The organism is Paenibacillus riograndensis SBR5, from assembly GCF_000981585.1.
In the GTDB taxonomy this organism is placed as follows: Bacteria; Bacillota; Bacilli; order Paenibacillales; family Paenibacillaceae; genus Paenibacillus_AQ; species Paenibacillus_AQ riograndensis.
Genome location: NZ_LN831776.1, coordinates 1728166 through 1741324, shown reverse-complemented (window position 1 = coordinate 1741324; position 13159 = coordinate 1728166). Strand labels below are relative to the sequence as shown.

Below are 13159 nucleotides of genomic sequence, written 5' to 3'. Positions count from 1 at the left end.
AGCGTAAAGAAAGATATTTTGTCACATTTCGCCATTTTATCAAGCATGAAACCAGGACTTAAGACCTGAATGTACATAAAAGAGAAGGACTATTGAGATTTCTATCATTTCAGCAAAAAAAAGAGAGCAGCTGAGCTGCTCACTTCCAATTGGGCTTCAAAGCGATCAGCTGATCGTCCGCTGTGCCAGGGCTGCCTCTGCCATCCCGGTTATTGGTCATCACGTAGAGCGTGCCGTCCGGCCCTTCGGCCACGTTGCGGATACGCCCCCATTTTCCCTGAAACAAAGCTTCCGCCGAAGGTTTCTTATCTCCCGTACCCGGTGAAACATGAAGCAGCTGTTGTCCGGCCAGATTCGCCACAAGCAGCTCCCCGCTCCATGGCCCCTGGGTAATAAAAGCCATTCCTGACGGCGCCCAGGTCTCCTCCCCGCTATGCAGCAGCGGAAGCTTCATCTGCTCCCCCCTCCCGGTTCCGGCCTCATCGCCTTCGATCAGCGGCCATCCATAATTGCTCCCGGCCTCAATAATGTTGATCTCGTCATGGCTGGATTGGCCGTGTTCCGAGCTGTAGAGAACTCCGCTCTGCGGCTGCCAGGCCAGCCCCTGCGGATTGCGGTGCCCCCGGCTGTAGACGGGAGAGTCAAGGAACGGATTATCCGCCGGGATGGAGCCGTCTTTGGAAATGCGCAGGATTTTGCCGCCCAGGCTCTCCTGATCCTGCGCCAGCTCCGGCTCATACTTTTCGCCGGTAGTGATGTACAGATAACCGTCAGGCCCGAATTTGATCCGTCCGCCGTTGTGGTTGGCATCACCGGGAATGCCGTCCAGCAGAACCTTGTCGATCTCCGCCTTGCTCCCGCTGATGCTTAACCGCAGCACCCGGTTCTCCACGCCGCCGCTGGCACTGCGGTATGAATGGTAGGCATAAGCGAAACCGTTGTCTTCAAAAGCCGGATCCAGCGCAAAACCCAACAGCCCGCCTTCGCCTTCGCTGATAAAAGGCGCCGGGAGCTCCAGCAGCGGATTCTTCCTCAGCTCACCTTCTTCAAATAAACGCAAGGTGCCGGGCCGTTCGGTGAAAAAAATCCGCCCATCCGGCGCGAAGGCCATCTCCCATGGAACATTCAAACCGCTGGCCAGTGTTTGGGCCGTGTACGGAAAGGCCGAAGAAGATAAGGCCGGCTGCGAATTCTCCGGGTTCCCCCCTCCGCCTTCTGTCGGTTCGGCTGCTGATGGCACCGACTCGGAATTGGCGGATGGAGAAGGTGTCATCGCAGGGCGGTTGCCCCTGGCGCCCATTCCGGTTTCGTTAACCTCCGGTGAGGCAGAATTCATGCAGGCGCTCAGCAGTCCGGCCCCTATAATGCATGAGCCGCCTAGCAGCCAAATGCGGGTAAGGCTTTTTTTACGAAACATAATATAACCTCCTACAGGATAAAATTCCGGGTGCGGATGGAGCCCGGGAAACCAAACTTTTCACGCAGGTATGTTAAATGTATTATGTGTATTATGTGCAGTTAAAAGAAGGCAAAACCGCCTCATGACAGCGCTAAGTGTATTTCGTACAACTAAAATAGCGTTTGGCCTGATTTCAGCCCATTGGAGGCTTTTTAATTGTACGAAGTGCAATAAACTCAGGTTTGGACATAAAAACATTCACTTTAGTTGTATGGAATACAGTTACGGCTAGACGCGGGCGGATAGATAGTTAAAAAGCAAACAGCCCGCCCGGCATTAAAATTGCGTATTCTGCTCTATGCCACTGCCTAGCCGTAAAACGGTTGTGGCACCTATTACCCCGCACCCCCTGGTCATAAACCAGGGACCACCTCATTTTCCTGCGCGTGCACCCTACCGGGTTATGATCTATAATGAGAGCGTTGCTTTGTAACGTGAATCCGAAAGGGGAACAACTGAAATGAATGAGGCTCTATCCACATTGGAGCAGGGAATGGCCGGCGGGGGCCTGGACGCGCTGCTCGTTACCGATCCGAAGCATGTCTATTATTTGACCGGATTTGCCAGCAATCCGCATGAGCGTTTTCTGGGACTGCTGCTGATCCGCGGCGGGGAGCCGGTGCTGATCGTTCCCGCGCTTGATGCCGAAGCGGCCCATGCCGCCTCCTCGGTGACTAAGATTCTGACGCACAGCGATACGGACAATCCGTATGAGCTGTTGAAGTCATGTTTTGCAGGCTCTAAGCCGGGAACTGTGGGCATTGAGAAGGAGCACTTCACCGTTAACCGTTATGAGCAGCTGGCCGAAGCGGTTCCTGCGGATGCCTTCCGCGATATCGGCCATCTGCTGCGGTCCATGCGCGCGAAAAAAACGCCGGATGAGGTCAGCCGGATGAAGCATGCCGCCGAGCTGGTGGAGGAGGTGCTCCGCCAAGGCCTCACCCATGTCAAAGCGGGGGTTAGTGAAATCGAGCTGGTTGCCGAGCTGGAGTATCTGATGAAAAAGGTGGGCGCATCCGGCCCCTCCTTCGACACCATGGTTCTCTCCGGCCCGAATACCGCCTTGCCGCACGGTGTGCCGGGCAGCCGTATTATTCAGCCGGGAGACTTTCTGATGTTCGACCTGGGTGTATACGCCGCAGGCTACGCTTCGGACATCACCCGCACCTTCGCTGTGGAAGAAGCGCATCCCAAGCTGGTTGAAATCTACAACACAGTGCTCGCAGCCAATGAAGCGGGCATCGCCGCTTCCCGCGCCGGCGCGACCTTCGGCTCGGTGGACCGTGCAGCACGTGAGGTGATTGAAGCGTCCGGTTACGGCGAGTATTTTATACACCGGGTCGGTCACGGCCTCGGCATGGACACGCATGAGTATCCCTCGCTGCATGGCATGAACGGGGATTTCATTGAAACCGGCAACGTATTCACCGTGGAGCCGGGCATTTATGTGGCCGGTCTGGGCGGTGTGCGGATCGAAGACGATGTCTGGATTACGCCGGAAGGCCCGCAGACGCTGACAACCATGTCCAAAGCGCTGACGGTGCTGCATTTATAGTTAGCGGCTTCCAGTACCAGCATTTTCCCGCAGACTGTGCGTATTTCCCGTGTGTGCTGCCTACGGACAGGCGTAGAACCTTATACGAATCCTTCGGCAATACCAAGTGGAAATAGGGGCACTAATTTGCTTGTGTAACCTATTTTCAGCAGGGGGAAGTGGAAAAAGGCCAACTAATATAGCTCATTCCGCCTCTAACAGCGTAATACTGCCCAATTAAGTTTCCTTTTTCCACTTAAATCTCATAATAGTTGATTTTCAGGGAGAAATAAGTTCCCTTTTTCCAACTAGCATTTGCAAAAAAAGCTGATGAGAAAGCACTAGTAGGAATAAGGGTATCTGGACCGGCTGATTCGCCGGCTTTTAATCAAAAAAGCAGCAGACCGGCTCCGTAAAGAACTGGCTGCTGCTTTTTATTTTGACTAATTAAACCGGTGCTTCTTGAGCAAGACCTCAGGAAACGCTGCGTGTATCAGGAGAGGTATGAACAGGCTGTTCATCCTCCGCAAACTTGAAGGAACGGGCAATGTACAAAATCGGCGTTCCGGCCCCGGTGAGCAGAAACTTTACAACATAAGTAGTCAGCAAAATCTCAGTCCACACCCTGAGGTCATAGGTTCCGGCGAAGGCAATCGTGCAGAAGACCAGCGTATCGACAAAAGAACTGACCATCGTGCTGCCGTTAGAGCGGACCCAGAGCTGGCGCGAGCTGCTGTAATATTTGCGAATCCAGGCATAAAGCCGGACATCAAGGAACTGGCTGATAAAATAGGCGGTAAGGCTGCCCAGCGCCAGCCGCGGCATCAGACCAAAAATGGTCTCCAGCGAAGACTGGGCGATATCCGTTTCCTGCGGCTCGAACAGAAGTACCATCTGCATAATCGCGGTGGTCATCAGCAGTGTGAAAAAGCCAAACCATACCGCATGCCGCGCCTCGGCACGCCCGTATTTCTCATTCAGCAGGTCACTGGTCATATAGAGCGTGACATACATGGTGTTGCCCAGCGTCATTACAATATCGAACGGCATGGCAATGGTTTTGGCGACCTGAATGTTGGCGATGACCGTTGCCACGCCGACCCAAGCATACAGGCCTTTTTTGCCGAAAAGCCGGTAGCAGAGCAGATAGAAGCCAAAGTTGACAACTACGAACAAAATTCCCCACAACAAATTAAACATGAATCAGTAACTCCTCCTAGTTTTGGTTACGCGGGATGGTTACGAACCGCGGCGTTCCGCTTTGGACAAGCAGAAACAATTAAACCGTCCTACAAAGAACGTATAACTGTTCTATATGAACAAAAGATTACTCTACCACAATCAAAGCTAACATGCTATGAAATTTTAAATTTTCATGAAAAGACGTAAGATTCATCTTTTTTCGCTAAATAAACAAAGGATTCGTCAATTATTCATATATTTTCTGAAAATTCTTCAGGATTAAGCAAATTTTCACTATTCAACCGGAGGTTAATTCTATAGAATAGTTATCAATCACATTCCCGGAAATGATAGCTTAATATATGACCAATACCTACGGAATATATCGCTGCTTACCGGCCCACAAAACATTGACATCGGGTTAGAAGGATGCAATTGAAGGATAAGGAGAGAATGAAATGTTTCAAGTCAAGAAATCAATCAGCCGTAAATTTACACGTTTGCTGTTCGTCGTTCTGCTGCTCTCGTCTGTTCTACTAAGTACCAGCTTTTATTTCATATCCATCAATACCATCAACAGCTATGTCATGCCGCAGATCAACAAGCTTCTGACATCCGCCGCCCAGGACATTTATAAAAATATGAATGCGACACATGCCCAGCAGACTCTGAACAAAAACGAGCAATCGAGGACAACGCTCGAATTTTATTTCCAGGATAAACGAAAACAGCATGATCTGGAAACCATCTTTCTCATCGATTTGAAGGAAGGCAAAGCCACCGTGCTGACCGCAGATCACGGAGCCGGGCTGAAGCCGGATGAGAGCATCGAGGTCCAGCCAGCCATGGAACAGGCCGCCAAAGGAAAGGCCGGACTCAGTGAAATCTATAGTGACAGTCATGGTATACATAAGACCGCGTATGTCGGTGTTCCCGGCACTACGATGGTCATCGGGGCAAGTTCGGATGTCGCTTTTGTCAAAGATAAAATGAGCAGTATCCTGTGGACCAGCGCCGGAATCACTTTGGCCGTACTGATCGTCGGTGTGGGCTCTGCGCTGCTTATGACCCGCAGAATTACCCACCCGATCACACAGCTTGCGGCCTACAGCAACAAGCTGGCAGGCGGCGATTTCACCCAGCAGCTGGAGATTAAAGGCAGTGACGAGGTAGGCCAGCTCGCCGAGAGCTTCCGGACCATGAGCCAGCAGCTGAAGGAGATGATCGGACAGGTGCTGGATACCTCCAGTATCGTGGTCGCAGACTCCAATGATCTGAAGGGCCGCACCGACATTCTGAACGGAATGGCTGAACAATCCTCCCTGTCCGTTGCTGAGATCGGCAAAGGCAGTGCTGCCATTGCGGGCAGTGCGCAGGATAATTCCCGGGCCATGGATGAGATTAATACCGGCATCCAGCATATTGCTTCAGCGGCCGGTGAGGTTACCGAACAGATTATCGAGGCTTCTGAAGAGGCAACAGGCGGAAACGACATAGCCCAAAGCGCCGTCGAGCAGATGCGCCAGGTGGCAGAGGCTTCTGTGAAATCACTGGAGCAGTTCCGCATTATGAACGAGCGTTCGCTGCAGATCGGTGAGGTTGTCCAGGGCATTACGGAAATCACCAAGCAAATTCAAATGCTCTCGCTGAATGCTTCGATAGAAGCCGCGCGGGCGGGCGAGCATGGCCGCGGCTTTGCGGTGGTTGCCGGGGAGGTCCGCAAGCTGTCCGAGCAATCCAAGGAATCCAATGAGCAAATCCGTGAGTTCCTGCTCAGCCTGCAGGAGGATATGAACCGGTCGGTGGAAGAAATGAATCACGTGAACGCCGAGGTGGCTTCCGGGGTGGGCAAAGTGGCCGAAGCCGGAAATGCTTTTAGCCATCTGCTGATTCTGATTCAGAGCATTAACCACAGCATTCAGTCCGTATCCGCCGCCACACAGCAGATTTCGGCAGGCACCGAGGAGGTCAGCGCTTCTGTAGAGGAAACGGCCCAGATCACTTCCAAGTCCCGGCAAAATGCCGATACCCTCGCCGCCAACTCCGAACGCCAGCGCCAGGAGCTGGAGGTTCATGCGCAAACCGTAGAGCATTTGTACCAACAGGCCGTGAAACTTCAGCAAGCCGTACAGCAGTTCAAAATATAGTCCGGCGTACCCGCGAGTCCGCCGCAACAGCAAGCATAAAGGGGCTGTCCCAAAAGTAGATATTCTACTGACGAGTCAGATTCTCAAATTTCTCAAAAGCTTCAAATGTTAAAAAAGCAGCGATCCTCCCGTTATTGGAGAATCGCTGCTTTCTGTTTTTGGTCCATTACAGCTTGCTTCAATAGATTATGGGCGAGCGAAAGCCAACCGACTTCTAGCATCACTTTCTCCATGCCGCGAAGCAGAAATCGCCGGAACCCCCGGTTGTTCTTCAGTTGTCCAAATACACTTTCCGGCTGGGCACGTCCAGTGATCCTCGGCTGTGTTGTATGTCCAGTACTCGATTTTACCAACGTTTGCTTTCCAGGCTTTACTCTTTTCCTTATGGTAGCTGCCGTACTTTACCACCGCCTGAATCTCTTTCTTTTCCAGATAGGCGTAGTTTTCTTCACTGCCGTAGCCTGCATCCGCAATGACTGTCTTTGGCAATTGTCCGAGGATCTGCTGCACTTTTTCCATATGCGGCTCTAAACAGCGGGTGTCGGTCGGTCTTTGATGTAAACTGTAGGCTAAAATAAATTGGTTTTCGGTCCCGATTTGCAGCAAATCCTTACGCAACATCCGAACCGCTTTTTTCAGTGGTTTGTTCTTGGGCAAACTGAAGCACGGCTGTAAATACCGTTTCAAGGACATTCCTCATTCGCTGGGAACGGAAGCGATTCAGCGTGCGAAAGTTGGGGCGTTGCCGTCCGGCCAGCCACATGAAAGGGAGGTTCTTTCTGGAATATCTTCTTCCAGATCCATTGGCTAGCAAAGTTGGTCCATGGTATATTGCGGAGAGGACGGAACGATTGTGGAAAAGCGGGAGCGGTCGCCTTTGTCCCCGGATTTTCACCGCTAAGGAGAATAAATAAAATCTGGGGACAACAGCGATTGGAACAACGGTCCGTTCGCGGAGCGTCCACCCAAGGGCTCACTTTGATCCTATTCCAAAATAAGGGGCTGTCCCAAGCAGCCATTTCATGGCTTTTGGGACAGCCCAAAAAGTCCGTTTTAAACAAGGGGAAGAGCATTAAGTTCACGGATATATTTCTGTATTAACGGCGATTTACTGTGTAGTTGTTCCCGTAATTATTATCCCAATACGTTTGTCCATTTGCGGTGTAGGAGATAGCGTACTGAATTTGCGTAACACTTGGGTCAATATTATTAAAGCTGAAACCCCAGATTTCTACGCTGCCATCGGAGTTCGCCGGTATGGAGTAGCTGGCGAACCCTTCCCTGGTTGTATTCCAGTTATCGGTTGTATATTTGATTTTAACCTCTTTGCTGGAGACTAAATTTTTGACATATACACTACCCGAGAATGTGTTCTCATATAAATCATCGTAAGCGCGAAAAACGTTCGGTTTACCAAGAATGGTTGAACTTTCATTAAAACGGCTGACGGAATAGTTTTGTCCGTTGTTATTGTCCCAATAAGTTTGTCCATTGACTTCATACTTAATTGCAAATTGAATCGTTTGGGCATTTGTGAGCTGCGGATTATTATTGCTAATGTTATCGGTGGAAACTATAAAACTCCATTTTTCATGCGTGGAGTCCGTTGGGCCTTGATAAGAGGCGTTCGTATCATACCACTGACCGTCTCCAGGAGTATAGTGAATAGTTACAGTTTTTGGGTTGCCCAGGTTGCTTACTTCGATATTGCCGCTGAATCCAACGTATCCAAACTTGTAAAGATATAGATTGGCTGAAGTCAGTTGAACAGGCTGGTCACTGGCAAAGACAGATTGCGCAAACGTTAGCACAAAAACAGCTGCCAAAACCAAAATCGATAAACTCTTATTCATCTTCTTGAACATTTTACGACATCTCCTTTTTTTTGGTATGAAATTCAGGATAAATATACCATATAATGTACCAATAGTAAACCTATTTTATGTTAAATTTTGATTAAATGGATATTATTAGTTTTGACGGAAAACCCGTAATGGCAATCGTTTGCACATTTATGTAATCTTTTGAACATAAGAATATCTCTGGAGCACAGCGGACGGAGGCTATTCCTGGACAGAGCTTCATCCCTAATGACCAGCGGGCGCAGCGGAGGCAATGGGAGAAATGTAGAAGGGGCTGTCCCAAAAGTAGATTTCTTTGACTGTGATAGCTTTCTTCATTCTTAAAACCACAAAAATTGAGCAAAGCAGCGACTCTCCCGTTACTGGAGAATCGCTGCTTTGCGTTTTTGGTCATTGGCTGCTTGCTTTAACAGATTGAGTTTTTAGCCGATTTATGCCGCATCTGCTGCAGAAACTGCAATAGAATGATGCCGGGCGCAGCCTGCCCGCCGCTCAATGTCTTGGCGCCCACAAAATGACAGACACGCCGATTACACATATGCCGGCACCCAGCCAGTCATAGAGATCGGGTGTTTTTTTATCGACCAGCCAGCCCCACAGCACGGCCAGCACGATGAACACGCCGCCATAGGCGGCATAGACCCTGCCGAAGGAAGGAAACTTCTGCAGGGTGGGAATGATGCCGTACGCCACGAGGATCAGCGCTCCAACCATTCCATACCAGAGCGGCCGTGCTTCCCGCAGCCACAGCCAGACCAGGTAGCCGCCGCCAATTTCGGCCAGGCCGGCAACAATAAAGAGCAGAATCGCAATGACCATGGTTACCTCCCTTGCTGAGATACACCCATGATCTCATAGATGGCAGCCATGTCAAGGCTCGCGCGCACGGTATCCGCCAGCCGGTCGAACTCCTGCTCGCGCAGCGCCGCTGCCGAGAAAGTCTGCCCCAGCGGTGCAAGTCCTTTAGATTGCCTCAGGCCGTCAAGCCAGGCTCTGCGCAAGGCATCATTATGAAACAATCCATGCAGATAGGTTCCCCAGACCCGTCCTTCCGGCGTTCCCCAGCCTTCTTGCTGCATACTTCCATCCGGTCCTTTCAGCTGGAAAAGGCTTCTGACCGATGCAGGGTCATGGTTTGTGGTTGTGCCCATATGGATTTCGTATCCTTCCACGGGCAGCTCTGCTGCCGTAGCGGAAGCCGCTTCCCCGCCGTAGAGTGGCAGCGGATGATCCTGAGCCAGCAGGCCGGTGGCACGGACGGTGGTCTTCTGCCGCAGAAAAGAGGTCGACAGCGGCAAAAACCCAAGTCCCTCCCTTTCGCCGGGTTCTGCACTTTCTACAGCATGCGGATCAAGAAGCTTCAAGCCCAGCATCTGGTATCCTCCGCAAATTCCTGCAAGCTGCCGGGTTCCCTGGTTCAGCGCGGCTGCGATAGCTTCCGGGAAGCCCTGCTCCCGCAGATAATCCAGATCGGCGGCTGTGTTCTTCGTGCCCGGCAGGATGATGACATCCGGTGTCCCCAGCTCTACAGCGGTGCTTACATAACGCACAGCCGTATCCGGTTCGTCCTCCAGCGGATCAAAATCGGTGAAGTTAGAGATTCTCGGGTAGCGGATAACGGCGACATCCAGCTCTTTCCCCCGTTCCGCATGCAGACGGCCCGAGGTTCCTTCCAGAACCACGGAATCCTCGGCTTCAATCCGCAGGCGCGGAAGAAAAGGCAGCACCCCGAGCACCGGGATGCCTGTCCGCTGCTCCAGCCAATCGAGTCCGGGCTGCAGCAGCGACAGGTCGCCGCGGAACTTATTGATGATGAAGCCTTTGACACGGGCCCGTTCATGCGGCTCCAACAGCTCCAGCGTGCCGACCAGAAAGGCAAACACACCCCCTCTGTCGATGTCGGCAACCAGTAGTACCGGAGCATCCGCCCAGCCTGCGAGGTTCATATTGACGATGTCCCTGGCCTTCAGGTTGATTTCCGCCGGACTGCCTGCGCCTTCCATCAGCACGATATCATAGGCCGCCCGCAGCCGTCCAAGCGCATCCATCACCGTGCTTTTAGCTTCGGGCAGAAACTTCTCCCGGTATTCGCGCGCACTCAGCGCTGTATGCGGCACGCCGTGCACCACAATCTGGGCACTCATCTCGCCTGAGGGCTTCAGCAGAATCGGATTCATGTCCGTGGTGGCGGTAATGCCGAACGCTTCGGCCTGCATACCCTGGGCACGGCCAATTTCCCTGCCGTCCTCAGTAACATAGGAATTCAGCGCCATGTTCTGCGACTTAAACGGTGCCGTGCGGTATCCGTCCCGGGTCATAATCCGCCCGATGGCCGCGGTCACCAGACTCTTCCCGACATCCGAGGCCGTGCCCTGGATCATCAGCACGGCCGCAGGCTGCGGCTTCCTTTGTGTTGCTGCTGCTTGATCTTCCATGCCAAGCCTCCTTGTTATATTCCTGCTGCCGGCGTACAGGCGAAGCAGTTGTATATGTGGATAAGCGGTCACCGGTATAGCTTATCCTGTGGGTTGGCGCGCGCTACAGGTTATGCTGCAGCAGCACCAGCAGGAGCAGCAGCAGCGCCTCCAGCAGCTCGTTCAGCGCGCCGTACACGTCGCCGGTGAGCCCGCCGAGCCGGCTGCGGACCCGCCGCGCAGCGAGCGTGCCGCAGGCCAGCGCCAGCGCCGGGGCCAGGATGGCCGCTGCCAGCAGCTGCGGCCAGACTTCGCCCGCGCCCAGCGCCAGCGGTGCGGCGGCTGCGGCCAGCGAGAGCAGCGCCGCCAGCAGCAGGGTGCGCCGCTCCTGCCGGGCAGGCACGCCCTTGAAGCTGGCGGCCAGGCCGTCATCGCCGCGGGCAAGCGGGTAGCGGACCATGACCCGCACCATGTACCAGCGGCTCCAGACCGGCGGCAGCAGAAGCAGCGGCAGCTCCGTCCAGGAGCCGCCTTCGAGGAATGCCGCCAGCAGCGAGGCCTTCAGCAGCAGGAGCAGCATGCAGGCCAGCACCCCCATGGCCCCAATGCGGCTGTCCTTCATAATCTCCAGCATCCGCTCCCGCGTGCGGTAGCTGAGCAGCCCATCCGCGCAGTCCATCCAGCCGTCCAGATGCAAGCCGCCCGTCAGCCACACCCACAGGATCAGGGTGATGATGGCGGCAGGCCAGGCAGGCAGCAGCCAGGCCGCAACGCCTGCGCCTAATGCCGCACTTAACCCGATGGCTGCGCCAACCGCAGGGTAATACACCACGCTGCGCTGCAGCAGCTCGCGGGAGAAATCCCCGCCCCCCTTAACCGGGAAGCGTGAAAGAAACTGAAAAGCAGCCGCAGCATCCCCCCGCACGCTCATAACCGGTACTCCCGGCTCTTCAGCTCAACCGGAATCCCGGCAGTAACCAGAAAAACCTGCCCGCACTGCCGGGCCAGCAGCGCATTCATCCGTCCGGCCAAATCCCGGTACAGCCGGCCAAGCGGGTATTCCGGCACAATGCCGTCACCCACCTCGTTCGTCACCAGCACCAGCGTGCCGCGAAAGGAAGCTACACTCCGCTCCAGCCGGGAAAGTTCCCGCACCACCCGTTCCTGTCTGTCTTCCTGATCCTCCACGGCCAGCAGGACATTGGAGAGCCACAGCGTCAGGCAATCCACAAGCACCGCCTTGCCGCCGGAAAGGCGGTCCAGGAGTTCAGGCAGCTCAAGCGGCTCCTCCAGCATCTCCCATGCGCCGCCGCTCTCTTCACGAAGCTTGCGGTGCAGGGCAATCCGGGCCTTCATTTCTTCATCAAAGGCTTGTCCGGTAGCCACATATACGGCCTGATCCGCCAGGGAGAACACCAGCTGCTCGGCAAAACCGCTTTTCCCGCTGCGCGCCCCACCGGTTACAAGAATGCTCATTTCCCCTCAGCCCCCGAAACTCCCGCGCTTTCGAAGGTAGCCATCTCGGTCATGATGCGGCTGGCCGCTTCAATCAGGTGAAGAGAGAGCACGCCTCCCGTTCCCTCACCCAGCCGCAGCCCCAGATCAAGCAGCGCTTCCAGTCCCAGACACTCCAGCATCAGCTTGTGGCCCTGCTCGTTCGATACATGGGAAGCGATCATATACGCTGTGGACTCGGGGGCAATGGCTTTGGCGACCAATGCGGCTGCGCCGGAGATGAACCCGTCAAGAATGACGGGAACGCGGGCGGCAGCGGCCCCAAGAATAAGCCCGGCCAATCCGGCAATCTCAAGTCCGCCTACTTTGGAGAGCACATCGACCGGGTCTGCCGGATTCGGGGCGTTCACCCGCAGCGCGCGCTCCACAACTTCAATTTTGTGCAGCAGCCGTTCATCGTTGATCCCTGTTCCGCGTCCAACCGCCGCCTCCGGCGGGAGACCTCCCAGTGCGCACAGAATGGCAGCGCTGGCTGTGGTGTTGCCGATGCCCATTTCACCAGTGATCAAAATCTCTGTTCCGCTTTTTATCGCTTCCTGGGCAACTTTTACACCCACAAGTACTGCCTCAAGAGCCTCTTCCCGGCTCATAGCCGGTCCTGCGGCCATGTTGTCCGTTCCCGGCCGTACTTTGCGGTTGATCAGTTCCGGGTGTTCAAGCTCTGCTTGGATACCGATATCGACGAACTGCACGCTTGCCCCGGCCTGGCGGGCCAGCACATTGACTGCCGCCCCTCCGCTGAGGAAATTATAGGCCATCTGCACCGTAACCTCCTGCGGAAAAGCGCTGACTCCCTCAGAGCACACCCCATGGTCGGCAGCCATTACAACAACAGTGCGTGTCCCATAGCTGGGCTGCTCCGTCTTCGAAATGCCCGCCAGGCGGACGGCCAGCGCTTCCAGCTGCCCGAGGCTTCCCGGGGGCTTGGTCAGACTGTTCAGACGGAGTACCGCCCGCAGTGCCGCTTGTTCATCCGGCGGAGCAATCGGCCCCGTTACTTCTACAATTGCTGAGATCATCATATAGCCTCCTGTGTGTTTTTTGGA

Annotated in this window: 12 protein-coding genes and 1 pseudogene; 2 read left to right on the top strand and 11 right to left on the bottom strand. The window is 54.2% G+C overall.

Annotation, left to right across the window (positions count from 1 at the left end):
- Positions 1–139: 139 nt before the first annotated feature.
- Complete coding sequence (locus PRIO_RS07590) at positions 140–1417, bottom strand: PQQ-dependent sugar dehydrogenase (protein WP_020427335.1); 1278 nt, start codon at positions 1415–1417, stop codon at positions 140–142.
- A gap of 502 nt (positions 1418–1919) precedes the next feature.
- On the opposite strand from PRIO_RS07590, the gene PRIO_RS07585 reads away from it, so the two are divergent.
- The gene (locus PRIO_RS07585; RefSeq protein WP_020427334.1) at positions 1920–3014 is read left to right on the top strand and encodes a M24 family metallopeptidase; all 1095 of its coding nucleotides are present in this window, start codon (positions 1920–1922) and stop codon (positions 3012–3014) included.
- 453 nt (positions 3015–3467) lie between these two features.
- Here the strand turns inward: PRIO_RS07585 and PRIO_RS07580 are convergent, their stop codons facing one another.
- A complete protein-coding gene (locus PRIO_RS07580) occupies positions 3468–4193 on the bottom strand; it encodes a queuosine precursor transporter (protein ID WP_020427333.1) in 726 nt (241 codons plus the stop codon).
- Positions 4194–4633: 440 nt separating this feature from the next.
- On the opposite strand from PRIO_RS07580, the gene PRIO_RS07575 reads away from it, so the two are divergent.
- Positions 4634–6322, top strand: a complete 1689-nt coding sequence (locus PRIO_RS07575) for a methyl-accepting chemotaxis protein (protein WP_020427332.1) — start codon at positions 4634–4636, stop codon at positions 6320–6322.
- Between the two features lie 131 nt (positions 6323–6453).
- Here PRIO_RS07575 and PRIO_RS36625 read toward each other — a convergent pair whose 3' ends face one another.
- From PRIO_RS36625 to cobT, 9 genes and pseudogenes are all read right to left on the bottom strand, one after another.
- Positions 6454–6675, bottom strand: coding sequence for a transposase (locus tag PRIO_RS36625; protein ID WP_231869832.1), 222 nt, complete (start codon positions 6673–6675; stop codon positions 6454–6456).
- A gap of 43 nt (positions 6676–6718) precedes the next feature.
- Positions 6719–6943: pseudogene (locus tag PRIO_RS36620) on the bottom strand (transposase); the annotation flags it as partial.
- Complete coding sequence (locus PRIO_RS36615; RefSeq protein ID WP_231869831.1) at positions 6933–7085, bottom strand: hypothetical protein; 153 nt, start codon at positions 7083–7085, stop codon at positions 6933–6935. The gene PRIO_RS36615 and the pseudogene PRIO_RS36620, both read right to left, overlap by 11 nt.
- Before the next feature lie 334 nt (positions 7086–7419).
- Entirely contained in the window at positions 7420–8187 is a 768-nt protein-coding gene (locus tag PRIO_RS07565) for a carbohydrate-binding protein (protein WP_020427330.1), read from the bottom strand.
- A 489-nt stretch (positions 8188–8676) separates the two neighbouring features.
- A complete protein-coding gene (locus PRIO_RS07560; protein ID WP_020427329.1) occupies positions 8677–9003 on the bottom strand; it encodes a YnfA family protein in 327 nt (108 codons plus the stop codon).
- Positions 9004–9005: 2 nt separating this feature from the next.
- Complete coding sequence (locus tag PRIO_RS07555; RefSeq protein WP_046501736.1) at positions 9006–10619, bottom strand: cobyric acid synthase; 1614 nt, start codon at positions 10617–10619, stop codon at positions 9006–9008.
- A gap of 103 nt (positions 10620–10722) precedes the next feature.
- On the bottom strand, positions 10723–11529 hold the full coding sequence (gene cobS / locus PRIO_RS07550; RefSeq protein ID WP_046501731.1) for an adenosylcobinamide-GDP ribazoletransferase: 807 nt from the start codon (positions 11527–11529) through the stop codon (positions 10723–10725).
- Positions 11526–12074 (bottom strand): bifunctional adenosylcobinamide kinase/adenosylcobinamide-phosphate guanylyltransferase, encoded by a 549-nt coding sequence (gene cobU / locus PRIO_RS07545; RefSeq protein ID WP_020432027.1) that lies wholly within the window; start codon positions 12072–12074, stop codon positions 11526–11528. Before cobU ends, cobS begins: the two co-directional genes overlap by 4 nt.
- Positions 12071–13132, bottom strand: coding sequence for a nicotinate-nucleotide--dimethylbenzimidazole phosphoribosyltransferase (gene cobT / locus PRIO_RS07540; protein ID WP_020432029.1), 1062 nt, complete (start codon positions 13130–13132; stop codon positions 12071–12073). The genes cobU and cobT overlap by 4 nt, the downstream gene beginning before the upstream one ends.
- Between the last annotated feature and the right edge of the window lie 27 nt (positions 13133–13159).